Genomic DNA, 23,706 nt, shown 5'->3' on the forward strand with positions numbered 1-23,706 from the left:
CTGCTTACTGCAGCGCTTTTTCCATCAGCCGCGCCAGCCGCTCAACGAAAGCGCGCGGATCGGCCGGTTTGTCACCGTCCAAAACCCGTGCCTGATCGAGCAACAGGAAGGCCGCATCGTCGCGCAACGAAGGCGCATCCGCCTTGGCGGCGATAGCCTTGACGACGGGATGATCCATGTTGATTTCGAGTATTGGCTTGGCGCCGGATTCCAGACGGCCGGCCCCCTGCAGGATCTTCTCGAGTTGCCGGTCATAACCTTGTTCGGAAGCAACGAGGCAGACGGCGCTTTCGATCAGGCGATCGGATGCGCGCACGTCGGATACCTCATCGGCGAGCTTCTGCTTGGCATAGTCGAGGAAGGCTTGTACTTCGGCCGGAGTACTTTCGCTTTCCGGCTTGTCGTCCTCCTGCTTCTTGAACTGCGCGAGATCCGCGGAGCCCTGGGTGATCGACTTGAAGCTCTTGCCCTCGAATTCCGGGGCATTGGTTACCCAGAAGCTGTCGACGGAATCGGTGAGCAGCAGAACTTCGATGCCGCGGGCACGGAAACCTTCGAGCTGTGGCGAAGCCTTCAGTTGATCCAGGCTGCCGCCCACGAGATAGTAGATCGACTGCTGACCCTCCTTGGCATCTCCAACGTAATCGGCGAGCGAACGATAACCGTCCGCAGACGCAGTCGTGCGGAAGCGCGACAGGGCCAGAAGTTGCGAGCGGCGCTCGAAGTCCTCGTAGATGCCTTCCTTGATAAGGCTGCCGAAGTTCTCCCAGATTTTCAGGAAGGCATCCTTATCGCTTTCCGCTTGTTTTTCGATGGCCGTAATGATGCGGTTGGTGACGCCCTTGCGGATCGCCGTCAGGATCGGGCTTTCTTGAATCATCTCACGCGAGACGTTGAGCGGCAGGTCTGCCGTATCGACGAGGCCGCGCACGAAGCGGAGATAACGGGGCAGCAATTCCGCCTCATCGGTGATGAAGACGCGCTTCACATAAAGCTTCATGCGGCCCTTGCGATCCGGATCGAAGAGATCGAACGGCTGCGAACCGGGCACGAAGGCGAGAGCCGAATATTCATGGCGGCCTTCGGCGCGGAAATGCACCGTCAGCGCCGGCTCGTCATACTGACCGGACACGCCGCGATAGAAATCAGTATATTCCTCGCTCGTAATGTCATTCTTGGATTTGGTCCAGAGCGCGGTGCCGTCGGTTAGCTGCGTGGCTTCAGCACCGGGCTTCTCTGCGATCCTGATCGGAACCGGTACATGGCCGGACTGCTCTTTGACGATCCGCTCGACGGTCCAGCGAGACGCGAAGCTCTTGGCGTCCTCCATCAGATGCAGAGTAATGCGCGTGCCCCGCGCCGGCGCCTCACTCACATCGATCGGGCTGACACTGTAGCCACCCTTTCCGTCGGAAGACCAAAGCCAGGCACTATCAGCGCCCGCGTGACGCGATACGACATCGACGCGCTCGGCGACCATGAAGCAGGAATAGAAGCCGACGCCGAACTGTCCGATGAGTTGCGCGCCCTCGCCCTGCTTGTTTGCCTCGATGCGCTCCATGAACGCCCGTGTTCCCGAGCGAGCGATCGTTCCGAGTGCTTCGATCATCTCGTCGCGGCTCATGCCGATGCCGTTGTCTTCGACGAGAAGCCTGCCGCCCTCCTCATCGAGCGTCAGTACAATGCGGCTGTCGGGATCGTTCGCAAGAAGCGCCGGCGTGGCGATTGCCTCATATCGAAGTTTTTCGCAGGCGTCGGCCGCGTTCGAAATCAGCTCTCGTAGGAAAACATCCTTATCCGAATAAACCGAGTGAACCATCATGTGCAGAAGGCGGGCGACGTCGGCCTCAAAGACGTGGCTCTCAGCGGGATTTTCTGCGGTGGTCGTCGTCATGTGCGTCTGGTCTCCTGAGAATGTTAAAAGTCGCGCGGAAGAGGTGGCGGAAGAAGGACAAAAATTCAAGAGCCGTCATCCGTGCCACCCTGACGAACTGGCCGCCTGCTTGGCGGTTCTTTTCCTGCATCTCAGTGAAGTGTTGGCTGCTGGCTGGACCCTGCGGTGGGAAATTGCCTGATAAGGGGATCTTTGCGGCCGTAAACGAAATAGGCCAGCAGCCGCTCATAAATCCCTGCATTTTCCCTCGGACTGCAGCGCCACATCGTTTGTTCCAGCATCTCGCCGAGCGCCGCCGGCTGCTGATTTCTTCCCGAAATCGTCGAGAAAAACTATTTGGCGATCGTGTGGAACAGGTTCAGTTGCGAATTGTTTTTCAGCTTGCCGCTGTCGTCCAGATCCTCGAAATACCCCTGGACCATATCGAGACGATGCGCCTCTCCTTGAATGTAGGCTATCATCACCTGGGCAATAACAACACGCTCATTCGCCCAATGCGGGAATACTGCGCCTTCTTCCGGCAAAGCGCCGTTGACGACGAAGATAGTCCGCATATCCGGTCCGAGAATAACCGTCTTCATCTCGTAGCTGTCGACGATCTGGTGTGCCATTTTCATCGATCTATCTGATTACCTGCGGTAGCCTATAGGCACCTTCTGACAGCGACCTGAATCACGGCCGGGCCAGCAGGGCATGTACCTCGTAGGGTACGACTCCATGTGCGGGAATGATTGTCGATGAAGAAGAGCGCCGGCATCCTGATATACAGAAGGACGCAAAGCGGCATGCTGGTGCTGCTCGTTCATCCCGGCGGTCCCTTCTGGCGCAAACGGGACGAAGGCGCCTGGTCTATTCCAAAAGGCGAATATCCGGAGGACGAACCGGCCGAGACCGCCGCCCGACGCGAATTCGCCGAGGAAATGGGCCATCTCCCCGAAGGGAGGCTGCAGCCGCTGGGTGAGCTGCGTCAGAAGGGCGGAAAACACGTGACTGCTTTTGCTCTCGAAGGCGAATTCGACGTGGCCGCCCTGCGCAGTAATCTGTTCGAAATCGAATGGCCGCCCGGAAGCGGCCGCCTTCAGTCTTTTCCCGAAGTCGATCGGGCCGAATGGTTCACTCTCACCGACGCCCGCCGGAAGATCCTCGGCAGCCAACTCCCTTTCCTGGAACGCCTGGAAGCGCTCAGCCCTTTGACAAAGCAGGGTGCAGTCGACCCCACGGACTGAGGGCTCGACCGCCTCGTCGCAGCCGCAACATCCAGGGTCGACCAATATGAAGGCGAAAAGCAAAGGCATATGCGATTGCCTTTGCCGCCATTTGCCGCCGGCTGATCAGTCGTTGAGCGGCTTCAGCGAATGCATGATGTTCTGCACCGCTTCGTCATGCTTGTCCTGAGTTTCCTTCGATCCCCAGTAGGTGACGATCAGAAGCTTATGCTCGGAAGGCTGGAGCAAGCCGAGCTCGACATCGACCGGGCCGTCCTTGTCTTTGCCATCCCATTCGAGATGCGCCATCTTCATGCCGTTGAGCACGGAATCCGGAAACTCATGCTTGGACTTGTCATCGATTTCGACGCCATTCTTCGACAGAAAATCGATAACGTCGTCGAGGGTCTTATCAACCGTCTTGTCGCTGGCGATATCGATCGAAAAATAGATCGCGGAGTCCGGTGACGTTGCGTCGACGCCGGTTTCCGTTTCCTTAGGCCCCCAGCTATGCGGAATCGAAACCTCGGCGATCGGTTCCTCGCTTGGGAACTGTATGGTTTCGGCGTGAGCAAGAAGCGGAAAGGCTGCTGCGAATGCCGCGGCGATGAGAAGCGTTTTTTTCATGGATAGGTCCTGTCAGCGTCCGTTGTGTGCTGTTTTGTCAGCGGCAGGCGTGAGACTCACGTTGCTAAGGCCAAAATATCGACAAGCTATTGCGAACACGAGACAAAGGCCGATCGCCCCGAGGCCCAAATTTGGGGTGTTTTCCGATAGCAATGTCGAGCTCCCTGCGGACCTCTCCCGAACGTTCTGCGGTACTGGTTTACAAATTTCCCGCCATAGGAACTTATAGGTCCCCCTTTGCCGTTGCGATTGCGGCGAACCGATCGTAAGGAAGCACGCGGCGGCTCTGGCGGTTGAACAACCCAGCGAGCTTGGGCCGGAGGCGATATGCGACGATGAAATCCCATACCCTTGCCGTATTGGTCATAGACGAGAACCGCATTCGCGCCTCAATCATCGAGGCCGGATTGCGCGAGGCCGGTTATCAGAATGTCACGGTCGTCCATGACATCAATGGCATCGCCCGCAGGATCAGCGAGATCAATCCGGATGTGATCGTCATCGATCTGGAAAATCCCAATCGAGACATGCTCGAAAACATGTTCCAGCTCTCGCGCGCCGTGAAGCGGCCGATCGCCATGTTCGTCGACAGCTCGGACGAAGCCTCGATCGAAGCGGCCGTCGATGCCGGCGTTTCCGCCTACATCGTCGACGGGCTAAAGCAGGAGCGCGTACGGCCGATCCTGAAGATGGCCATCAGCCGCTTCAACGCATTCGCGCGCCTCAATCGCGAATTGGAAGAGACCCGGGGCGAACTCGAGAACCGCAAGGTGATCGACCGCGCCAAGGGACTGCTGATGAAATCGCGGGGCATTTCCGAAGACGAGGCCTATGCGCTGATGCGCAGGACGGCCATGAACCAGAACCGAAAGATCATAGACATAGCGCAAAGTCTGGTAACCGCGATCGGCCTGCTCGATCCAGGAGAAAATGCATGACGCAGAAACACGAGATCATCGCCGGGTTCCTGCCCCTGCTCGACAGCGCCCTGCTCGTCATCGCCAAGGAAGAGGGTTTCGCGGAGGCCGAGGCGATCGACCTCCAGCTCGCCCGCGAGGTCTCATGGGCCAATATTCGCGACCGCCTAGCAGTCAGTCGCTACAATGTGGCGCATATGCTCGCTCCGATGCCGATTGCCTGCAATCTCGGACTGACGCCGCTGGCTCCGCGGATGATCGTACCGATGGCGCTCGGCCTCGGCGGCAATGCGGTGACGGTATCGAATGCGCTTTGGGCAGAAATGGCCGCCGCCGACGCAACGGATGACCTCGATGCCGGACGCAACGGCAAAGCCCTGCATCAGGTCGTCCTCAGCCGCTCGGAACGTCCGCTGCGTTTCGCCGTCGTCCATCCGCATTCCGGGCATAATTACGAGCTGCGCTATTGGCTTGCAGCTTGCGGCATGGATCCAGATCGCGACATCGAGATCATCATCCTGCCACCGCCGGAGATGGCGGATGCGCTCGGTGCCGGGCAGATCGACGGATATTGCGTCGGCGAACCGTGGAATACTGCTGGTGTCTTAAGCGGCAAAGGCCATATGGCAACGGTCAAAGCCGCCATCTGGAAGTCCAGCCCCGAAAAAGTGCTCGGCGCCAATGCCAGCTGGGCGGACGATCACCCCGACGCGATGGCCGCCCTTCTTAGAGCCCTATATCGCTCGGCTGTCTGGTGCTCCGACCCGCAAAACCGGGAGGCCTTGGCATCTATTCTCGCCAAGCCCGCCTATATCGGCCGACCCGTCGACTGGCTGTTGCCGGCTCTTTCCGGCAATTTGCAGGTCGGGGGAGGTCAGGTCACCAGCGTCAGGGATTTCTTCGTTCCGCGTGCCAAGGCGGCAACCTTCCCGTGGAAGAGCCATGCGCTATGGTTCTATACGCAAATGGTGCGCTGGGGACAGGTCGCCCATGATGAACACAACGAGACCATCGCCCGTAATACCTACAGGCCGGACATATATCGATCGGCATTGCAGGCGCTTGGTGTGCCCCTGCCCGGCGCCAGCGCCAAGGTCGAAGGCGCTCTTCGCGTGGAAACGCCGGTTGGCTCCACCGACGCCAGCCTGACCCTCGGCCCCGATGGTTTCTTCGATGGCGGCTTGTTCGATCCGGACAAGATCGATGCCTATATCGAAGCGCAGAGACAGCCGAAGGCGGCTGATTAATGCGTTTCCAGCGTTCGGTGATAATCCGACGCGGAAGGTTCAAACCCTTGCCAGTTTGAATCCAGGTGATCGGCCAGTCTTATCGCAAAAGCCAGGATCATCAATGTGGGATTTGCGTGGCCGCTGGTTGGAAACACCGATCCGCCGGCAACATAAAGGTTGGGCAATCCGTGGACCCTGCAATTCTGGTCGACGACGCCTGTCTTCGCGTCGGCCGACATGCGCGTCGTGCCAAGCGTGTGTGCCATGTCGATGATGACGATGTCCTGTGGCCGCCGCTCCAGCGCCCAATCTTCCAGTATAGGGGCAGGCAGGCCGGCACTCATCAGGGCGGTGCGTGAAAGCTCAGCAATCCTCAGCAGTGTTTGACGTTCGACATCGTTGATCCGCCAGGCGATCTTGGCCAATGGCACACCAAACCGGTCCTTTCGGGAGCTGAGAGTGATCCTGCTGTCGGGATTGGGAATTTGCTCGGAGATCGCCTCGATCCTCAAGCCGACCAGCTTGTGCGGCACGCCATGATCCTGGAATTCATTGGCGACCAAATTCGGGGACATCCTGATGGCGGTATTGATTACGATGTCCTTGAGGGCCTTGGGCGTCCGGCCGTCAGAAAGGACCTTCATTCCGAGTCCCTTGACGATAAGCCCGGAACCCGTCGCAACCGAAAGCAGATCGCGTCCGACATTTGTAGTCTGTCGGCGCATCAGCCGCTTCAACGCATCCCATGGATCGTCCGGTGCGCGCTCCGTGGCGAAATAGACAGCGGCGTTCAGCAGCTTCTCGCGCTCCTGTATCTCCGGGGTCAGCGCCAAGCCATGCATGAACATGTGCGCGCGGCCATTGTGATGAACGCCGAAGAAGCCGAAGAGCTGGGTAAGCACGGCCATTTGGTCGGGCGGGATGGCACCGATGCGTGCGCCGGGATGATCCATGAGATATCGCCCGACGGCATCGTGGTGGTTGCCAATTCCATTGGAATGCACATCGTTAGACGCCAGCAGCAGCCTGGCGTTTTCAATCCCGCTCGCGGCCAGCACGCACTGTCCGGCCTGGATGCGCGCGCGCTTGCCTTCCATGCTTGCGACGTCGAGGTGTGAGAAACGCGCTCCGTCCGGGCTCAGGCCGACACGCGTCACCGTCGCATTCAGAAGAACATGAACGTTATCCGGCCGTTGCGCCATGAATTCGCTGCCGAAGCGCATGACGTCAAGCCGATCCACGCGCGAGCGGGCAAACTGCCAATAGAAGGAATGAAGTCCCTCCTTGTCAAAGCGGCCCAATGGCTCCTTCGGGCTGAGATTCAGCACGTCCATTGCGCGCAGGATATAAGAATCCATGTGTTCGCGATCGACTGGCCAACCGGAATTCGGAACCCACGAGCGAAGCTTGAAGTCAATACAATCAAAAGATGCAGATTTCCCGGCCCAGGCATGCGTCGATCCACCAAGCGCTCGGCAGCGTACACCGAAAGGCTGGATTTCCTGGGACCAGAACTTGGCTTGTGGGCTGTGAAATTCGATCCGCTTGCGGGTTTGCGCTTCGGACTGCGGTTGGCCGACGCTCTCGACCTCGTTGAGCGCCGAGTGCTCGGAATCTTCGAGTTCAAGTCCACTTTCGACGATGAGTACTTTCCTGCCCGCTCTCGCACATTGGGCTGCAATCGTCAGCCCCGTGGGGCCAGCCCCTACGATTACGAGGTCCGCTGTAATGACCGAATTGTCGTCGTAATTAGACAGTTGCTCGATTTTCATCACGGTCAGCTTCCGTTACTGCAAGCAGGTATTCCGACGTCAAAACGACCAGACCTGCCTTCTACGAAATTTTCGGTCGATAACCAAGATGACCAAAAAGTGGAGGCTCAGACGCCTATTATATTATGAGACGTCAGAGCCTCGTGTGAAAGATCATCCTGCGCGCATAGGTCGAAAAACTTCACGATCAGAAGCTCGCCTCTTTGACGACCCGCCAATTGGGAAGACCGTAGGGTTTCGGCCAAGGATAGAGCTCCTTGTCATTGAAGTAGACGACGGCCGTCAGCTTCGGAAATTCCGGATATTGCTTGGCCGCGTTCGCAGCCCAATTGGCGACATAAGTGGAATCGCCTTCATAACCCAGTTCAGCCACGACGACGGGCTTGTTGAAGGCCCTGACCAGCTTGTATTTCGGCGCGAGCAATTGGGCAAACGTCCGGTCCGCGCCGAAATGATCCCTGTCAAACTGTTGCAGCCCGAACACCGAAAGGCCGATGACATCGACAACATCGTCGCCTGGGTAGAAGGCGGCAAGACCGGGTTCGCCTTTAGGCGACCACATATATTTCGCCGACTTGTCGTGCTGGCGGCAAACATTCACCATTCGCCGATAAGCCGTGACGTAGCTGCTGGGCTTCCAGTGCGCCCAGGTGAACTGGTTGTCGGTTTCGTCCATCTCCTGCGCCCAGCGGATGGTCACATCGCTCTTCAACGTGGCTGCAGCCTCGCAGACAGCAGCCATGTTGCTATCATACTTGCCGGCGAGAATGCCTTGGAGCAGCGCTTCGGATGTCAATCGCCAACCCACTGCCCAAGACCACGGTTCCACGGTGATCAAAAGCTTCCGTCCCCGCTTCTGGGCATAATCATCGGCAAGCGGCAGCGTTCCCAGATCGACATCTTCCCAGGGAAGGAAAATATGTTCGATCTTCGAGTTCGCGTCGTCCTTGAAATCACCGTGCGGATCATATGCGCCGAAGATAACCGAGTCCGGACCGATCTGCGGCCGCTTGTCGGTAATCGGTGCGGGATGAGTCGCTTCACCGACGGGGATCCCGCGGGGTATGCTTGCCGCCAAAATTGTTCCAGTCGTCGCCAAGGTTACAAATAAGGCGACTGTCGCTGCTTTGGTTTTCTTGTTGCTCATTGGTTTTTCCTCCTGTCAACAACACATCGGCAACGTCTGCCGCTAATCGTTTCTGATCGACTAGCTCGGATTTGATGTTTCATCTTGCGAAAGGTCGCTATTCGACGTATCGGCCAACCAGTGTGGCTTGAACGTCAGTTTTTGGAGGTCCTGCCTTCCAAAACCGGCACCGGCCACCGCATACTGTGTTTCATAAAGCCGGAAGCGTCCGGTACCCCACGTCAGAGACGCCAGCCCTTCCGATCCGCGTTCGATGGTGGCGAATCCAGGAGCGGCGATAAGGCAAAGAAGGCCCGCAGCCATTGCCGGCCGATATAATCTTGCTCGAATTCTGACGACATTCTCCCGAGCGTGCTGGATGACGATGGTCAGCAGCAGAAGGGTATAGAGCACGGAGTTGATAATCGCGAAGATATAGAAACCCCGCGTTTCACCAGCCCTGTCGACAAGGAGAACCGGCAGAACGGAAGCCACCGACAGAAAGCCGTAGGGCAGCAGAACTCGCCAAGGCAACGGATCGACTTCGGACGCACCCTTGGGCGTGATGCGAAAGTCGACATAGGAGTCGGTCATCCAGTCCCTGACAGCAGCGACCGTTCCAGCTACCGCCCAAGGCCAACGGGCGAAGAGGAAAAATACTCCCTCCCAGCTCAGGATCTTGGCATCGAACGGCCGGAATGAGCCGCTGGCGCGCCACCGATAGGCCAACAGCATCAAGGTGATGGAGAGTGGTGCGCAGTGGGCGAAAAATTCGGGATAGGTGACCGCAACAAAGTTCTGATGGAAGGCGAGCGCCAGAATTGGCGTGACGAACATTAGGCCCATGAACAGCGCAAAGAGCGGATACCACAACTGGGAAAACACAAATTGGCATTTCAATCTCAGCGGCAGACGCGGAACGTAAATCGGCGAATATCGCAGCAGCAGCATGACAAGGCTGCGTGACCACTGAAATTCCTGGGTGACGAGATCGGCGAACGTGCGGGGACCGTCGCCATGCGCGATGGCATCAAGCGCATGCACCCCACGCCAGCCATAGGCGTTCATCATCAACGTCGTCGAATGATCTTCCGCAAGTTCCGGCCCCAGCCCCCCGATTTCCTTGAGGGCGACGGTGCGCACGGCATAGTGCGATCCGATGCAAAGAGGAGCGAGCCCGTCATTGTAGCCGGCCTGGAGAGAACCATGCATGCTCGCCTCTGCATAAAGCCGCCCGCGTGCCGCCCAGCTTTCCGATGCGTTACGATCGCAAATGCTCGGCGCCGACACATAACCAACCTTTGGGTCGCCAAACGGACGCAACATTTCGACGAGATAACCAGGCTCCGGAACATGATCGGCATCGAGCTGCACAACGAAATCATAGCGCTCATAGCCATAGTGGTCGTAGAAGAAGGCGAGATTGCCCTCCTTGCAGCGCGTGCGGCGCGGCCAGGTCGTGCGGTGATAATCCAGCCTGTTCTTTCGTGTGGAAACGAGGACGCCATGCTGGCGGCACCAGTTCAACGTCTCGGGAATCGGATCTTCGTCGGCGAGCCATGTGTCATGCGGAAATGCTTGATCGAGCATGGCTTGCAAGGTCGTCGCGACGACGGAAAAAGGCTCGGACGGCGCTTTGGTGACCACCATGGCGACGCGGCTGCCTGCCGGCAATTGCAGCGGTCCGGCGGGTTTCTTCGCACGATAGAATATTGCGATGAAATAGGCCGGCAGAAGGGTGACCCAAGCAAGTATGGCCGTCACCAAAGTAAAGCGCCAAAAGCCGATATAATGCCCCGGCTTCAGCCACCAGGCCCAAAAATACATGAGCATCGCCAGCCAGACTGCAGCACCGGCGAGATATTCCAACCGATCGCGGCCTTGGAGAACCGATATCAGGCGCGGTTCGGTCGCTTCATTGGACGTGTTGGTCGTGTTTGTCATGTCCGCGGCTCCAAACCAAAAAAGGGAGCCGCAGTTTTGATGATGGTGTCGATGTCGGAGTATTCAGGCGAGAAGCCAAGCGCCTCACGCGCAAAGGTCGGGTCGGTATAGAGCGCCGGCGGATCGCCGGCCCGTCTTGCATGCATCTCGACCGGGACTTCGCGTTTGGTGATACGGCCGATGGCGCTGACGATCTCGTTGATGGAAGCGCCGTAGCCCGTTCCGAGATTGACGGAAAGGTTGTCGCCGCCATTGACGAGGTGCTCGAGCGCCAGAACATGGGCACGCGCCAAATCCGTCACATGGATATAGTCGCGAACGCAGGTTCCATCTTGCGTGTCATAGTCGTCGCCGAAGATGGCAAGATGCGGGATTGTCTCGGCGGCCGCGAGCAAAGCTCTCGGAATGAGATGCGTTTCCGGCTCATGCCATTCGCCGAGTTCTCCATCCGGATCGGCGCCGCAGGCGTTGAAGTATCGCAGCGCAACATATTTCACTTGATAGGCTGCCGCGTAATCCTTCAGGATCTGCTCAACGATGAGTTTCGTCCTGCCGTATGGATTGATCGGCACCTGCGGCGTTGTCTCGGTTATGGGGAGAGACGCCGGGGTGCCGTAGGTCGCACAACTTGACGAGAAAATGATCTTGTCGATTTCGGCATGACGGCAGGCGTCCAGAAGGGACAACGTCCCGCTGACATTGTTGCGATAATATTTGGCGGGATCCTCTACGGACTCGCCGACATAGGCGGATGCGGCAAAATGCACGACCGCATCCGGCTTATACTGCAGGAGGGCTCGGGTCAGGGCGCTGGTATCGAGGATATCGCCATGCACGAATGGTCCCCAACGCACCGAAGAGCGATGCCCCGTAACCAGATTGTCAAAGACGATCGGCTCGATATCTTTTGAACGGAGCAGCTTGGCCGTGTGGCTGCCGATATATCCGGCGCCACCGGCTACCAGAACTTTTTTCTGCGACATCACGCGGTCCCCACCCATTCATGTGCTTCTTCGGTGAGAAGACGGTCGAAATAGCAGATCGTCTTTTCCAAGCCGGTTGAGAGCGGCACCAGCGGCTTCCATCCCAGTTTGTCCTGGGCAAGGGATATATCCGGGCGGCGCTGGCGCGGATCGTCTGTCGGCAACGGCTTGCAAATGGTCTTGGAGCGGGAGCCGGTCAGCTTGATCACCTGTTCGGCGAGTTCCAGAATGGTGAACTCACCCGGATTGCCGAGGTTGACGGGCCCGGTGAAGGAGGGATCGGTCGCCATCAACTGCTGAAAGCCCTCGATGAGATCATCAACGAAGCAGAACGAACGCGTCTGCGAGCCATCGCCATAGATGGTGATGTCCTGACCCTTCAGCGCTTGCACGATGAAGTTCGATACGACGCGACCATCGTCGGGACGCATATGGGGCCCGTAAGTATTGAAGATTCGCGCAATCTTGATTTCGACGTCGTATCTTTGATGAAAATCGTAGAACAACGTTTCGGCGCTGCGCTTGCCCTCGTCATAGCAGGACCGGGGGCCAAACGAGTTTACATTGCCCCAATAGTTCTCGACCTGCGGGTGCACAAGCGGATCACCATAGACTTCAGAGGTGGACGCTTGGAAAATGCGAGCACCGGTACGGGCAGCCAATTCCAGCAAATTGAGCGCACCGAAGACGGATGTCTTCATCGTGTGCACCGGATCAGCCTGATAATGAGGAGGCGATGCCGGGCAGGCAAGGTTGTAGATTTCATCGGCTTCGATGTCGATCGGATCGACGACGTCATGCCTTATGACGCTGAAGCGGTTATAGCTGCGCAAATGGCTGATATTGCGCTCAAGTCCGGTTGAGAAATTGTCGACGCAAACGATACTGTGCCCCAATTTGAGGAGACGCTCACAGAGATGTGATCCAAGAAAACCCGCGCCGCCGGCGACTAGAATATGCCGAGGTTGCTGCTTGGAATGGAGAACGCGGATGTCGCCAAGGAGAGTAGTAATATCAGAGCGATCTGTTGTTGGACGCATTACTTTCATCTGACCGACCTCAAAATCTACCTATTCTTTTTCCTGAGATAGAAACACTTTGTTAGTGATTTCATGTCAGGCTAAAGTGTTATAAGGCAGCGTTGATATTGCTGTTTTTATACTTGCAGCAACATGAACTGTCGTTAGCTGCGCATCCTGAAATTTGCCACAGCGTCCATATTTGCAACCGCTCATACAAGCCAGTCACGATTTTCGGGACAGCACCGGATCACAATGGTTTGCTGGGGGAGATCTGGTCAGATGAAGGGTTGACCGTCGGTCATCGCTGGCTCTGGAGACAGAATCCCAGCCAGCAGCAGCTCCGCTCTTATTTCCGTTCTTATTAGTGTCCGAGGGAATTCAGCCAATCGCCGAAGGGGTTTGCGCTATCCTTCGCGTCCATGGGTGAAACTGGGCGTGCAAGGAAGGGTGGCGCGGCGATATTTCGGGCTTCGCGAGGCGTATAACCAAACTCCTTGCTAAAGGCCCGACTGAAGTGGGCAGCAGAGGCAAAACCGGCCTCGGCGGCGATTTCCACTATCTGCTGTCGGTTGACGGTGTTGCTGAGTGCGACATGCGCCGAAAAAAGGCGACGTTTTTGTATATAATGAAGCACGCCGCCGCTCGACTCGAACAATTGGTAGAGCCGAGTACGAGAAATGCCAAGTTCCCGGCATAGCGTATCCGGTGTGAGATCCTGCGAACTCAAGTTACGCTGAACGAAGCGGCGCACGCGCTCCATCAGGGCTAAATTGCTCTGATGTTTTTCAGGTCCGGAATGTTCAGCCGATGACGAAATGCATGTCACCAGCATATCGTGGGTCGTTTGCACGACGCGGGGAAGGTCTGCCGCAGTCATGCTGGATAGCTTCGCCTCGACGCTGTCGAGATAATCGATCAGCAGCTTGGCGTAGGTATCTGAGAATATCGTGTTGCTTTTGATTTCGTTGAAAGCGGGCACGTCCAAAAACAGTTCCCGCGGCAGATAGACCGAGAGGCTTCGCGAGTCGGTAGCCCTTCCTCTGAACGGATGACCCAAGGACCTCAGTTCCACGCGACCGGGTTCACCCTTCGATACGTTTCCATCAACCTCTGTCCAACTCCCGCCGTTCCGCAACAGCACGATATGCCAATGGTCGATTGAATTGGACCGCAGCTTTGCCGCTGTACGAGAATAAGAATGCGCAGGCGCCGATTGCTGGACGACAAGCATGCCGCCGAGATTCCAGGCTGTATGATCGGCGGGGAAGCCTGTTTCCTCCGATACACCATCCGGCAGTCTGATATCTATTAAAGGAGCCAAATACGCCTGCCAGGCTGCGAATTGATCGCCCGGCGGCAAGTCGTGGGTGGAAAACCGCAGAGGTGTAAGGGCCGGCGGCAAAGGCGGACTTGCTTCTTGAACAATATCCGACGACCGAGGCCAACGCCGGCGCTCGACCTGGACAGTGGGGTGCGTGGCCGCCTGCCCGTCATTTTGCCTTTCGACGGGAACCTGTGGCGAATGCCCTTTCTGAGGTGAGTCAGGCAATGTTTCCTCACAACTTTCGGGAGGCTTTTTGTACCACCTGAAGTCTTTATCAGCAAATGATTTAAAACCAAATCGTTAATGATGGACTGCACATATATCTGTTCAATCTGGCGGGGAAAGTACCATCCGTTCTCGCCGCCGAAATTTCGCGCCAACGCCGGTACGTCTTCTTGAGAATCATCAACGACATTAGAATAAACACCTCGACGACCTGAGGCTACCGCCTTGGGCCGCAAATCCAAGCTCAATCCCGTACGGCAAGAAAATAGCCCGCGAACGGGCATATCCAGTTCAAGAACCAGTCTTATCTAGGGATCGCGGAACGCAGTTCGTCCCTATCGTTCGATGCTGTAATCATTGGCAACGCGGCGATGGTTTGGAGAACCGCTGTCCCTCCTCATTCATGTTTGCATACAACGCGGCGGCAATAACCTGCTGTTGCAAGAAAGGATCAAATGCTGCTGCAAAAGAACCAGCAGCTTGCAAGATCAACCGCAAGCTGCTCAAATCGGTGAACGGACGGTCGGAATTCCAATTCTTGCAAAGCCGATCTGTCGCAATTCATTCGCCGACCGATAATCAACAGACAGGAGGAAAACCAGTGACTGTATTCCGAACGCTGTTCCTATTGAGCGCTTTTGGTGCGATCAGCACCTGCGCCTTTGCCGCCAATACCGCGCAAAATAAGATGACAAAACCGCCAGCCAAGTCAGTATCGCTGACTGCTGAGGATGTGTTTCAGCTCTATTACAATCGCACTTGGATCTGGAAAGACGGCGCGGGCTATTTTGCGGCGAAAGGGCGCGAATTCAAGGCCTGGTCTGGCGAAGGAACAGGTTCATACGGGGTTGGCCGTTGGTTTGTGACGGATCCGGGCAAACTCTGCTTCAGGGCCACATGGTACGCGAAGACGGGAAATGCCTTGGCGGTGACGTGTTTCAGTCATCGGAGGAAAGGCAATATCATATTCCAGAAGCGCGAACCCGACGGAGATTGGTATCCCTTCAAAACAAGGCCGGCCAAGGCCGACGATGAATACAACAAGGTGCGGCCGGGCGATTATGCGACAGCGGGATACGATCGCATGCGGATCAAATTGTCGGAAAACAAATAGATCGAGCATTCCAGAAGGTCATTGATCCTGTTTCACGAAGCCGTCTGAATTTGTGCTCACTCAGGAGCAGAACGGACGGCTTCTCTGGCTTTGCCACAAAGCCAATTCGGCGCTCGGGTGAGTGAGGAAGCCGCTCACCTCAAGAAGCATTTTGACGTATGTCCGAAGCCGCTTGGCGTACAAATGTACGGCGCCCCACCGAGATAAATCGGCCTTGCGAATTTTGCCGAAACGCTTTTGCTCTTGATTATTTTCTTCTTTGCATCTGATTGCTTTGTAACGTTTTGAGCTCCCTGCTCTGCCGGGATTGATTGTGCGACGGCCATGTTCATCGGGACGGCTGCACAAAAGGCGGCGATCAACGCGAGCCGCACTATCTCCCGCAACTTCAAGCGCCGTATTACTTTAAATTTTTCTCGTTTAAGCCTATCAAATCGCAGAAAAATCCCCATTCTACTGTCAGAAAACATCCCAAATCTCCCCATAATTTGGAATTATTTTAAAGCAGGATGTATTTCAGGACGTTTAACGAACATCCGCGACCGGACTTAAGATTTACGAGGCGAACGGCATTTTGGCGTTGCGGCGATGGAAGCGTGCACAAACTTATTAGGGGCTGCACGGATATCCATATCCCTGCAGCCACATTCGTACTTCGGCGGACATTGGTTTAGCCACCTGCATGCCAGCCTACTACGCGAATCGCGTTACTGTTTTACTGTTGTTTTCGTCAGCTATTGCGGTGACGCCGCCATGCGGTTCAGTTGATGGACGCTCTCACGCCCGTTGGAATCCAGTTTGGACTGGTTGCTGCCGACAGCCTCTACGGCTGCATCGAGTAGCTGAAAAGCATACTCAACCGCGGCATCGGTGTCTTCGCCGCAAAGTCCTGACTTCTTGCACCGACTTTGAAGCGCTTGTTTGATCCCCCGCCTTATCGAGGACAACGGTTCAGTCTCTGGTCCGGCGAGGAGCTGACGCAGGCAATTTGCGGCGACGACTTCCGAAACTATGAGTTTTCCCTCGATTTCACCGAGCGTCGGCATTGCAAATCGCTCTCCACCTCTCCGGCATTCCCGATCTGTTGTCAGCATCGTTTTCCTCCCGTGGAATTCATTTTCACCGGCGTCCTCATTGAAGGCTTCTCAAGCCGCGCAAATGATGGCGCTTGCCTTCCAACGAGAAGTCTTTTGTAAGCGTTCCCTAGATCAAGAACGACAGGCAGGTAATCATAGTGCTGATCCGCATGCCCGACATCTGGTGGCGGGAAACGGCTACTGGGGTGGAGCGTGCATCGAAGCCGCCGCCCTTCTTGTCGGGCGTAACCATCATCCAGCGTCGGCACTATGAGCCTTACATCGAATTTTTCCAAGACCAGATTTCAAGCCGATCCAAGAATCCGCGTGCGATACCTTCAATCTTCATTGTTTCGCCCCGGAAATCCGGTCGATATGCACGCGACATTTTGCGTGATGCATGATGTCGTCGACGGTCGACCCGAAGACGCGATCGAGGACATCGGGCTTATGGGCCGCGACAATGATCAAATCCGCGTTGGTTTCAGCCGCAATTGCCAGGATCGTATCGGCGGCACGCCCCACGCGAACATGGATAAGTGCCGGAACCTGCAACTGCTTGCAGAGCTGTGACAGCTTTTTCTCAGCTTCGTCGATCACCGAGATGGCCCAATCGTCCGGTTCCTGATTAACAACGGAAGGAAAACGTTCCACGATATGAACGACATGCAAGGTTCCATCGGCTTCGAGAAACGCCTGAGCCGTACGTACCAGATGTTCTGCCCTTTCCCGTGATCCAAGACCTACGGCGCAGATGATCGTCCTGTACATATGTCACCTCAGAAGAAATCTCTGCCGCTTCCGCCGACAAATTCGGTTCGAAATCCCAGAGCATGTGCTTGTTTCAGAAATCGGTCCGCGTTCAGTATATATATTTTGAAGCTGTTGCTTAAGCATAGGCCGAGAGGCGTGCACAATTCCTCAATGGATCAATCCAGCAGTTCGTGCAGGCGAATGGCGAGTTCATGGGCGGTATTCGGCAGCCGCGTGCGCCTCGGACAGCAGCGACAACAGCTTCTCATCGTGAAGCTTGCCTTCGATCATTTCCAGATTGCCGCTGATGACCGTGAGCAAATTGTTGAAATCGTGCGCCAGGCCCCCGTAAGCTGGCCGACGGCATCCATTTTTTGAGCCTGCCGCATCTCCTCCTCAATCTTGTGCCGGTTGGTCAGGTCGGCAGCGAAGTCGAATTGACGACGGGCGAATTCGATATGCTCGTCGTCTTCGTCCGGCATGCCGGGCGCGTGCTCGGCCGCGAATTCCTGATGGATCTCATCCGCGGTCGCAATCTGGAAGCTTTTGACCGGACGATCGATGCCCAGATCGCACGGCCGCGCAAAAAGATTGAAACAGACCCCAAACATCCGCAATTGATCAAATCGATACGCGGGGTCGGCTATATGTTCACCGGCAAGGTTTAATCCTGCCCTTTACGAGGCACGACACCTTTCGTTTTCGTGTCATCGCGTCATCATCAATGGAACGGGTGTGGCCTCAAGCATGGAACGCGTTGTTCCTCCGAAAATCCGCTCCCGCATGCGCGAATGTCCATAAGCACCCAGCACGATCAATTCGGCGCCAATATCCACGGCATGCTGCCGCAGGACGTCGGCGGTCGTCCTGCCGCCACCCGCCAGGATATCGACTGAGATATGGACGCCGTGTCGCGCAAGGAAGGCGGCGATATCTGCGCCCGGCTCCTCGCCATTGCCGCGGGTCGATGCGTGTGGATCGACGATAGCGACATGCACGTTTTTGGCCGTCGTCAATTGCTCCATTGCGGCGCGGACGGCGTGACTTGCCTCGTTGCGGGAGTCCCAGGCGACAAGCACCACACGCGGCTGAAGCGAGGCCAAACGCCCTTTCGGTACAACGAGGATCGGCGCCGGTGAGTGAAACAGCGCACCGTTCAATATGCGCCACCGCATATCGTCCTGAGCCAAGAGACCGCCGCCGACCAGCGTCAAGTCGGCGTAGCGAGCGCGCTCGCCAATTTCATTCTCGATCCATCCGTATTCCGTGAACAGGCTGTCCACATCAAACGAAATATCGCTGGATTGCAGTAGATTTTTTGCGGTTTCAGCCTGCTGGCCAAGCTTCTGCAACTCGCGCTCGCGTTCTTCAGCCCATGCTGACGAGGAGATTTCGCCGTATCCGCCGACAGGAGCGATCGCAAGCGCCGTCACCAGCACGGAAAGATGTGCCCCGGCTGCACGGCAGAGCTCGATAGCCGAACGCAGATCCTCGTTGTCTTGATTGATGCCTATGATGCTTAAGACGGTTTTGGCTCGCATAGCCACACCTCGCGTTTGGAATTATCCGATCAATGCGAATTTAGCCCGATATTGGCGCTCCACCTTGATCCTGGTCAAGAACGTGGACAACGGCTGGAATGTTGCGCCGCTTCGTGGCCCCATCCTCAGCGTCCAATGGCTTGATGTGCTTCATGCGTAGGACTGCAATCAGCGGCTCCATCGGAATGCCGCCACACTTGTTACTCCCACTGTTCGCTCTCCGGTGCCAGACTATCTCACGACAAACAACGAGCATTAACCGGCGAATGAAATCGCGCCTCTGAGACACGGAAATTCGCCCAAGCCAGGAGATTTCGAAACCATGACTACATCAGCCGAAAACGGACGGAATGGCGGACAGCCTATGCACACTCCCCCGGTCGTGTCGTCACAGGAATGGGAGGCGGCCCGCCAGCGATTGCTCCTAAAGGAAAAGGAGCAGACTCGTGCCCGTGACGCCCTGGCCGCCGAGCGCCGGCGAATGCCATGGATGGCCGTGAAGACGGATTATGCGTTCGAGGGGCCTGCCGGCAAGGTAAGCCTGCTCGATTTGTTCGAAGGCCGGCGCCAACTGATCGTCTACCGCGCCTTCTTCGAGCCGGGAGTGTTCGGCTGGCCCGACCAGGCCTGTCGGGGTTGCTCCATGGTGGCCGACCAGGTTGCCCACGTCGCACATCTGAATGCGCGTGACACCACCCTCGTCTTCGTCTCGCGCGCGCCGCAATCGGATATCGCGCGGCTGAAGGCGCGGATGGGTTGGGAGGAAATACCATGGGTTACCATCACGGACAGCTTCGATGCCGACTTCGGCGTCGGCGAATGGCACGGCACGAACGTGTTCTATCGTGACGGCGACCGCGTATTCCGCACCTACTTCATCAACAATCGCGGCGATGAACAGATGGGAGGCACCTGGAACTACCTCGACATTACGCCGCTGGGCCGGCAGGAGGTCTGGGAGGATTCGCCCGAGGGCTATCCCCAGACGCCGACTTACAAGTGGTGGAACTGGCACGACAGCTACGTCGCGGACGCAGCGCCCGACAAGAAGTGGGTCGAGGTATCCGATGCCGGCGAGGCGGCGTTCCGAAAAGAACAAGCTGGCAAGAATCCATGAACGGGCCTGTTCCGTTGAATCGGGGACAGGCAGCCACGTCGAAAATTGCCGGACTCACTGGAAGTCGAAGACGCTGAGCCCCGCAGCCATTTCATCGAGCCCGAGCGGCCGCGTCACCGGCGGCTCGGCCCTTGCTAGACAACCCTGACGCTCGCAGAGACGACAGGCCGCGCCGATTGCGATCGGAGCGGCCGAGAGAGCCTTGCCATAAACAATCTCCTCCCGAAATCCGAGATCGCAGCCGAGGAGAAGCGCGGTGCGGCGAACCCTTTCGCCGAAATTGGCCTGCGGACCTTCGATCGTGCGCGATATCGTCAGAAAGCCGGTGCCGTCAGGCATTTCGGCCGCTTCGACCAGGATCTGCCCAGGCTGTGCGAAGGCCGCATGGACGTTGAGCTTGGGACAGCCGCCGCCGAAACGCGCTTGCGGAAAGCCTTGAGCGCCCACCTTGCGCAGCCGGTGCCCTGCCCCGTCGATCTCCATCAGGAAGAAAGGAATGCCAGCCGCACCCGGCCGCTGCAGGGTCGTCAAGCGACTGGCTGCCTGTTCATAGGACGTGCCGAAACGGGCGCGCAACCCGTCAATATCGTAGTGCAAACGCTGCGCCGCGTTGTGGAAGGTGCCGTAGGGCATCATCAGCGCATGAGCGGCGTAGCGCCCCAGTTCGAAGCGGGCGATACGGCTCGCTTCCGGCGTGGATAGCGATAGCGGCTCGAGCTCGGCGTGGATTTCCTGGCGCAGCGCCAGCAGCGAGACTTCGGTCGCAATCTCCTGCAGTTGGTCGAACGGCGACAGACGCTCCGACAGAAAGAGCCGCATCGAGTGGCGGTCGTAGCGCCGGCGCAGATTGGGCATGGCGTGGACCGGCAGCGTGCGCACAGCAATGCCGTGCTCGCTGCGAAGCCATGCCTTCAGCGCCGCGACCAGATCGTCTCCCTGCGTCAGTCTCGCATGAAAAGCCTCTGCCGCATCGTCGATCCCGGCAAAGAAATTCGGACGATGCTGCAGCTTGTCGTGTACTTCGTCGAGCGGCAGGCGCGGGCCGGCGAGTGCCGGAATATGCCCCTCCCGCGCGAGAAGCTCTGCCAGATCGGATAGCCGCGCCGCCTGCTCACGATAGGCGCGGTAAAGCTTGATCATACCATTCGCGGCATTCGGCGCCGCTTCGGCAACCTCGATCAGCTCCTGTTCTCCCGGGATCTCACCCGCCAATAGCGGATCGGCGAAGACCTCGCGCAACTGTCCGGCGCTGCCGCCGGCCTCGCCCTGGAGCTCATCCAGATCGACCCGGTAAACCGAAGACAGCTTCAAGAGAAGCTGGACAGTCAGCGGCCGCTGATTGCGCTCGATCAGATTGAGATAGGAAGGCGAAATTTCCAGCGCCTGCGCCATCGCCGTCTGGGTCAAACCCAGGCTGTTGCGGATGCGCCGCATACGCGGTCCGGCGAAGATCTTGCGCTCAGCCATCTGTCATTCCTTTTACAAATTTGCCCAACCGCAAGATTTACAAGTTTGACAAATTTACTGCATGGCTTTGTCAAGCACAATACATCCTAACCCTTTTCGATCGGCGTTTTCGCTATTTTCATTGGCCCTATATCGCACTGCAATGTAAATTTAGTCACATCAGCAATACGAAAGCTTGGGAGAAGGAAAATCTCTATGACTGATTTTTACAAACTCGTTTCATCGGCGCCTGCTGGCCGTTTCGACGGCATAAAGCGGCCCTATACGGCTGAAGATGTCAGCCGCCTGCGCGGCTCGGTCTCCATTCGCCATAGCCTGGCCGAGTTGGGAGCAAACCGTCTTTGGCAGCTCGTCCACGAGGAGGATTTCGTCAATGCACTCGGCGCGCTCTCCGGAAATCAGGCCATGCAGATGGTTCGCGCGGGTTTGAAGGCGATCTATCTTTCCGGCTGGCAGGTCGCAGCCGATGCCAATACAGCGTCCGCCATGTATCCCGACCAGTCGCTCTATCCGGCCAATGCCGGGCCGGAGCTTGCAAAGCGCATCAACCGCACGCTGCAGCGCGCCGATCAGATCGAGACTGCCGAAGGCAAGGGGCTGTCGGTCGAAACCTGGTTCGCGCCGATCGTTGCCGATGCGGAAGCCGGTTTCGGCGGGCCGCTCAACGCCTTCGAAATCATGAAGGCCTATATCGAAGCTGGTGCCGCCGGTGTCCATTTCGAAGATCAGCTCGCTTCGGAAAAGAAATGCGGCCATCTCGGCGGCAAGGTTCTGATCCCGACTGCCGCCCATATCCGCAATCTTGATGCCGCTCGTCTGGCAGCGGACGTCATGGGTGTGCCGACGCTGGTTATCGCTCGCACGGATGCCGAGGCAGCCAAGCTTCTGACCTCCGATATCGACGAGCGCGACCGTCCCTTCGTCGATTACGATGCCGGCCGCACTGTCGAAGGTTTCTACCAGGTCAGGAATGGCATCGAACCCTGTATCACCCGGGCCGTCGCCTATGCCCCGCATTGCGACCTCATCTGGTGCGAGACATCGAAGCCGGATCTGGAGCAGGCACGCAAATTCGCCGAGGGCGTGCATCGGGCGCATCCGGGCAAGCTGCTCGCCTATAATTGCTCGCCATCCTTCAACTGGAGGAAAAATCTCGACGACGCGACGATCGCAAAGTTCCAGCGCGAACTCGGGGCGATGGGCTACAAGTTCCAGTTCATCACGCTCGCGGGCTTCCATCAGCTGAACTACGGCATGTTCGAGCTTGCTCGCGGCTACAAGACACGCCAGATGGCGGCCTATTCGGAACTGCAGCAAGCGGAGTTTGCGGCGGAAGCCAACGGCTATACCGCCACCAAGCACCAGCGCGAAGTCGGCACCGGCTATTTCGATGCCGTTTCGCTGGCAATCACCGGCGGCCAGTCTTCGACTACCGCCATGCATGAATCGACCGAGCACGCACAATTCAAGCCGGCTGCGGAATAACTATCAATCGGAGGAGAACGACAATGGCATCCATCGCACGCATCAGCGAAAGAACGGAAGAACAGTCTTCCACCATGAATGCAGACCAACAGGCTGTTATCCGCATGCTCGCCAACGAGCTCCATCGGCTCAATCAGGTCGTTATGGATGCGGTCGAGGCGGGCGTCTCCGTCGAGCTGGTCCGCTCCGCCCGCCATCACAGCGGCAACGGCAACTGGGGCGACCTGCTTACTCCCGTCATCGTCGCCAACGTCTCTCACACAGACTAATTTAGAGGGCTCTGCGTTCATTTGAACGCACCAAGGTCACTCTTTTCAAACTGCAACGCCCCGCTTTCTCTGGTGAAACCACTGAAAGCGAGGCGTTCTGAGGTGTTTTATAGAAAACATCCCGCATTTCGGCTGCGACAACCGGCCTCGGCAATCGAGAGCCTGTTGTCAGGCCTTCAAGCCCTTGGGCGAGAGGAAGGCTCTCAATCGCAGACGCGCATACGCTCGTAATGATATCCGTCATCATATTCGTTTTGAACCGGGCGGCTCTCATACCAGCACCTCGGCGGCGGCGGTGCAGGCTCGTACCCTCCGCCATTTGCGATGGCGCCGCCGATCAATCCGCCAATAAGCCCGGCAGCCACGCCGCCAGCGATGACATTTCCATCATGATGATGATGATGATGGTGATACGGGGGCGGCCTGTCGCGCCAATCATATTGCTGCGCTTGAGCGACGCCGCCAGAGAATAGTGCGCTGCCTGCAAACCCAGCAGCAAGGAAAACCGAGAGAACTGTCTTTTTCATCATGACCACCTTCGACGCCTTACGCCATTCGATTCAAGTCTTCGACTCAGGTAAGGAACGCTTTCAAACATGATAATGTTCGCCTGAAT

General features: G+C 57.2%; 23 protein-coding genes and 3 pseudogenes. 9 read left to right on the forward strand and 17 right to left on the reverse strand.

The genetic code is table 11. The annotated features are described in order from the left end of the window. Window positions 1-4: 4 nt before the first annotated feature. Window positions 5-1,894: a molecular chaperone HtpG gene (htpG, locus tag QA646_RS23960; RefSeq protein WP_283059235.1), complete on the reverse strand. Its 1,890-nt coding sequence runs from the start codon at window positions 1,892-1,894 to the stop codon at window positions 5-7. Between htpG and QA646_RS23965 the strand changes: the two genes are divergently transcribed. Further along, window positions 1,881-2,075 carry a hypothetical protein gene (locus QA646_RS23965; RefSeq protein ID WP_283059236.1) on the forward strand — a complete coding sequence of 65 codons (195 nt, stop codon included), beginning with the start codon at window positions 1,881-1,883 and terminating at the stop codon, window positions 2,073-2,075. The genes htpG and QA646_RS23965 overlap by 14 nt on opposite strands. A 151-nt stretch (window positions 2,076-2,226) precedes the next feature. Here QA646_RS23965 and QA646_RS23970 read toward each other — a convergent pair whose 3' ends face one another. Next, window positions 2,227-2,511: a hypothetical protein gene (locus QA646_RS23970; protein WP_283059237.1), complete on the reverse strand. Its 285-nt coding sequence runs from the start codon at window positions 2,509-2,511 to the stop codon at window positions 2,227-2,229. A gap of 120 nt (window positions 2,512-2,631) precedes the next feature. Between QA646_RS23970 and QA646_RS23975 the strand changes: the two genes are divergently transcribed. Then, window positions 2,632-3,120 (forward strand): NUDIX domain-containing protein, encoded by a 489-nt coding sequence (locus QA646_RS23975; RefSeq protein WP_283059238.1) that lies wholly within the window; start codon window positions 2,632-2,634, stop codon window positions 3,118-3,120. A 105-nt stretch (window positions 3,121-3,225) separates the two neighbouring features. Here QA646_RS23975 and QA646_RS23980 read toward each other — a convergent pair whose 3' ends face one another. After that, a complete protein-coding gene (locus tag QA646_RS23980) occupies window positions 3,226-3,726 on the reverse strand; it encodes a histidine kinase (RefSeq protein ID WP_283059239.1) in 501 nt (166 codons plus the stop codon). Between the two features lie 335 nt (window positions 3,727-4,061). Here QA646_RS23980 and QA646_RS23985 point away from each other — a divergent pair, with 335 nt between their 5' ends. Both QA646_RS23985 and QA646_RS23990 read left to right on the forward strand, forming a co-directional pair. After that, complete coding sequence (locus QA646_RS23985; protein ID WP_283059240.1) at window positions 4,062-4,664, forward strand: ANTAR domain-containing response regulator; 603 nt, start codon at window positions 4,062-4,064, stop codon at window positions 4,662-4,664. Beyond that, a complete protein-coding gene (locus tag QA646_RS23990) occupies window positions 4,661-5,890 on the forward strand; it encodes a CmpA/NrtA family ABC transporter substrate-binding protein (protein WP_283059241.1) in 1,230 nt (409 codons plus the stop codon). Before QA646_RS23985 ends, QA646_RS23990 begins: the two co-directional genes overlap by 4 nt. On the opposite strand, the gene QA646_RS23995 is transcribed toward QA646_RS23990, so the two are convergent. The 7 genes and pseudogenes from QA646_RS23995 to QA646_RS24025 form a co-directional block, all read right to left on the reverse strand. Further along, window positions 5,887-7,230 carry a GMC family oxidoreductase gene (locus QA646_RS23995; protein ID WP_283060550.1) on the reverse strand — a complete coding sequence of 448 codons (1,344 nt, stop codon included), beginning with the start codon at window positions 7,228-7,230 and terminating at the stop codon, window positions 5,887-5,889. The genes QA646_RS23990 and QA646_RS23995 overlap by 4 nt on opposite strands. A 309-nt stretch (window positions 7,231-7,539) precedes the next feature. Next, window positions 7,540-7,644 (reverse strand): annotated as a pseudogene (locus tag QA646_RS24000) (hypothetical protein); the annotation flags it as partial. 187 nt (window positions 7,645-7,831) lie between these two features. After that, window positions 7,832-8,791 (reverse strand): glycosyl hydrolase, encoded by a 960-nt coding sequence (locus QA646_RS24005; RefSeq protein WP_283059242.1) that lies wholly within the window; start codon window positions 8,789-8,791, stop codon window positions 7,832-7,834. Window positions 8,792-8,851: 60 nt separating this feature from the next. Then, complete coding sequence (locus QA646_RS24010) at window positions 8,852-10,714, reverse strand: glycosyltransferase family 2 protein (RefSeq protein WP_283059243.1); 1,863 nt, start codon at window positions 10,712-10,714, stop codon at window positions 8,852-8,854. Continuing rightward, a complete protein-coding gene (gene galE / locus QA646_RS24015) occupies window positions 10,711-11,697 on the reverse strand; it encodes a UDP-glucose 4-epimerase GalE (protein WP_283059244.1) in 987 nt (328 codons plus the stop codon). Before galE ends, QA646_RS24010 begins: the two co-directional genes overlap by 4 nt. Then, window positions 11,697-12,737: a UDP-glucuronic acid decarboxylase family protein gene (locus QA646_RS24020; RefSeq protein ID WP_283059245.1), complete on the reverse strand. Its 1,041-nt coding sequence runs from the start codon at window positions 12,735-12,737 to the stop codon at window positions 11,697-11,699. The genes galE and QA646_RS24020 overlap by 1 nt, the downstream gene beginning before the upstream one ends. Window positions 12,738-13,080: 343 nt before the next feature. Next, window positions 13,081-14,268 carry a helix-turn-helix domain-containing protein gene (locus QA646_RS24025; protein WP_349254264.1) on the reverse strand — a complete coding sequence of 396 codons (1,188 nt, stop codon included), beginning with the start codon at window positions 14,266-14,268 and terminating at the stop codon, window positions 13,081-13,083. Window positions 14,269-14,644: 376 nt separating this feature from the next. Between QA646_RS24025 and QA646_RS24030 the strand changes: the two genes are divergently transcribed. Next, a complete protein-coding gene (locus QA646_RS24030) occupies window positions 14,645-15,382 on the forward strand; it encodes a DUF995 domain-containing protein (protein WP_283059246.1) in 738 nt (245 codons plus the stop codon). 134 nt (window positions 15,383-15,516) lie between these two features. Here the strand turns inward: QA646_RS24030 and QA646_RS24035 are convergent, their stop codons facing one another. The 4 genes and pseudogenes from QA646_RS24035 to QA646_RS24050 form a co-directional block, all read right to left on the reverse strand. Next, window positions 15,517-15,852, reverse strand: a complete 336-nt coding sequence (locus QA646_RS24035; RefSeq protein WP_283059247.1) for a hypothetical protein — start codon at window positions 15,850-15,852, stop codon at window positions 15,517-15,519. A gap of 264 nt (window positions 15,853-16,116) precedes the next feature. Beyond that, entirely contained in the window at window positions 16,117-16,476 is a 360-nt protein-coding gene (locus QA646_RS24040; protein ID WP_283059248.1) for a hypothetical protein, read from the reverse strand. Window positions 16,477-16,803: 327 nt separating this feature from the next. Further along, window positions 16,804-17,229: a universal stress protein gene (locus QA646_RS24045; RefSeq protein ID WP_283059249.1), complete on the reverse strand. Its 426-nt coding sequence runs from the start codon at window positions 17,227-17,229 to the stop codon at window positions 16,804-16,806. A 204-nt stretch (window positions 17,230-17,433) separates the two neighbouring features. Continuing rightward, window positions 17,434-17,633, reverse strand: a pseudogene (locus tag QA646_RS24050) (hybrid sensor histidine kinase/response regulator); the annotation flags it as partial. Here QA646_RS24050 and QA646_RS24055 point away from each other — a divergent pair. Further along, a pseudogene (locus QA646_RS24055) lies at window positions 17,634-17,879 on the forward strand (helix-turn-helix domain-containing protein); the annotation flags it as partial. A gap of 39 nt (window positions 17,880-17,918) precedes the next feature. On the opposite strand, the gene QA646_RS24060 reads toward QA646_RS24055, so the two are convergent. Continuing rightward, on the reverse strand, window positions 17,919-18,752 hold the full coding sequence (locus tag QA646_RS24060; protein ID WP_283059250.1) for a universal stress protein: 834 nt from the start codon (window positions 18,750-18,752) through the stop codon (window positions 17,919-17,921). 322 nt (window positions 18,753-19,074) lie between these two features. On the opposite strand from QA646_RS24060, the gene QA646_RS24065 reads away from it, so the two are divergent. After that, the gene (locus QA646_RS24065) at window positions 19,075-19,869 is read left to right on the forward strand and encodes a thioredoxin family protein (protein ID WP_283059251.1); all 795 of its coding nucleotides are present in this window, start codon (window positions 19,075-19,077) and stop codon (window positions 19,867-19,869) included. 54 nt (window positions 19,870-19,923) lie between these two features. On the opposite strand, the gene QA646_RS24070 is transcribed toward QA646_RS24065, so the two are convergent. Continuing rightward, on the reverse strand, window positions 19,924-21,336 hold the full coding sequence (locus QA646_RS24070) for an XRE family transcriptional regulator (protein ID WP_283059252.1): 1,413 nt from the start codon (window positions 21,334-21,336) through the stop codon (window positions 19,924-19,926). A gap of 195 nt (window positions 21,337-21,531) precedes the next feature. Here QA646_RS24070 and aceA point away from each other — a divergent pair, with 195 nt between their 5' ends. Then, a complete protein-coding gene (aceA, locus tag QA646_RS24075; protein ID WP_283059253.1) occupies window positions 21,532-22,821 on the forward strand; it encodes an isocitrate lyase in 1,290 nt (429 codons plus the stop codon). A 23-nt stretch (window positions 22,822-22,844) separates the two neighbouring features. Further along, a complete protein-coding gene (locus tag QA646_RS24080) occupies window positions 22,845-23,090 on the forward strand; it encodes a hypothetical protein (RefSeq protein ID WP_283059254.1) in 246 nt (81 codons plus the stop codon). A 203-nt stretch (window positions 23,091-23,293) separates the two neighbouring features. Here the strand turns inward: QA646_RS24080 and QA646_RS24085 are convergent, their stop codons facing one another. Continuing rightward, window positions 23,294-23,617: a hypothetical protein gene (locus QA646_RS24085; protein ID WP_283060552.1), complete on the reverse strand. Its 324-nt coding sequence runs from the start codon at window positions 23,615-23,617 to the stop codon at window positions 23,294-23,296. Window positions 23,618-23,706 lie beyond the last annotated feature (89 nt).

Source organism: Rhizobium sp. CB3090 (assembly GCF_029714285.1).
Lineage (GTDB): Bacteria > Pseudomonadota > Alphaproteobacteria > Rhizobiales > Rhizobiaceae > Rhizobium.

Coding starts and splice junctions, on each gene's coding strand:
- QA646_RS24035 (WP_283059247.1), bottom strand. CDS start 15,852: ATGTTTTCTGACAGTAGAATGGGGATTTTTCTGCGATTTGATAGGCTT.
- QA646_RS24040 (WP_283059248.1), bottom strand. CDS start 16,476: ATGCTGACAACAGATCGGGAATGCCGGAGAGGTGGAGAGCGATTTGCA.
- QA646_RS23970 (WP_283059237.1), bottom strand. CDS start 2,511: ATGAAAATGGCACACCAGATCGTCGACAGCTACGAGATGAAGACGGTT.
- QA646_RS24080 (WP_283059254.1), top strand. CDS start 22,845: ATGGCATCCATCGCACGCATCAGCGAAAGAACGGAAGAACAGTCTTCC.
- QA646_RS24045 (WP_283059249.1), bottom strand. CDS start 17,229: ATGTACAGGACGATCATCTGCGCCGTAGGTCTTGGATCACGGGAAAGG.
- aceA (WP_283059253.1), top strand. CDS start 21,532: ATGACTGATTTTTACAAACTCGTTTCATCGGCGCCTGCTGGCCGTTTC.
- QA646_RS24060 (WP_283059250.1), bottom strand. CDS start 18,752: ATGCGAGCCAAAACCGTCTTAAGCATCATAGGCATCAATCAAGACAAC.
- QA646_RS24065 (WP_283059251.1), top strand. CDS start 19,075: ATGACTACATCAGCCGAAAACGGACGGAATGGCGGACAGCCTATGCAC.
- htpG (WP_283059235.1), bottom strand. CDS start 1,894: ATGACGACGACCACCGCAGAAAATCCCGCTGAGAGCCACGTCTTTGAG.
- QA646_RS24005 (WP_283059242.1), bottom strand. CDS start 8,791: ATGAGCAACAAGAAAACCAAAGCAGCGACAGTCGCCTTATTTGTAACC.
- galE (WP_283059244.1), bottom strand. CDS start 11,697: ATGTCGCAGAAAAAAGTTCTGGTAGCCGGTGGCGCCGGATATATCGGC.
- QA646_RS23975 (WP_283059238.1), top strand. CDS start 2,632: ATGAAGAAGAGCGCCGGCATCCTGATATACAGAAGGACGCAAAGCGGC.
- QA646_RS23985 (WP_283059240.1), top strand. CDS start 4,062: ATGAAATCCCATACCCTTGCCGTATTGGTCATAGACGAGAACCGCATT.
- QA646_RS24085 (WP_283060552.1), bottom strand. CDS start 23,617: ATGAAAAAGACAGTTCTCTCGGTTTTCCTTGCTGCTGGGTTTGCAGGC.
- QA646_RS23980 (WP_283059239.1), bottom strand. CDS start 3,726: ATGAAAAAAACGCTTCTCATCGCCGCGGCATTCGCAGCAGCCTTTCCG.
- QA646_RS24070 (WP_283059252.1), bottom strand. CDS start 21,336: ATGGCTGAGCGCAAGATCTTCGCCGGACCGCGTATGCGGCGCATCCGC.
- QA646_RS23990 (WP_283059241.1), top strand. CDS start 4,661: ATGACGCAGAAACACGAGATCATCGCCGGGTTCCTGCCCCTGCTCGAC.
- QA646_RS24020 (WP_283059245.1), bottom strand. CDS start 12,737: ATGCGTCCAACAACAGATCGCTCTGATATTACTACTCTCCTTGGCGAC.
- QA646_RS23995 (WP_283060550.1), bottom strand. CDS start 7,230: ATGGATTCTTATATCCTGCGCGCAATGGACGTGCTGAATCTCAGCCCG.
- QA646_RS24010 (WP_283059243.1), bottom strand. CDS start 10,714: ATGACAAACACGACCAACACGTCCAATGAAGCGACCGAACCGCGCCTG.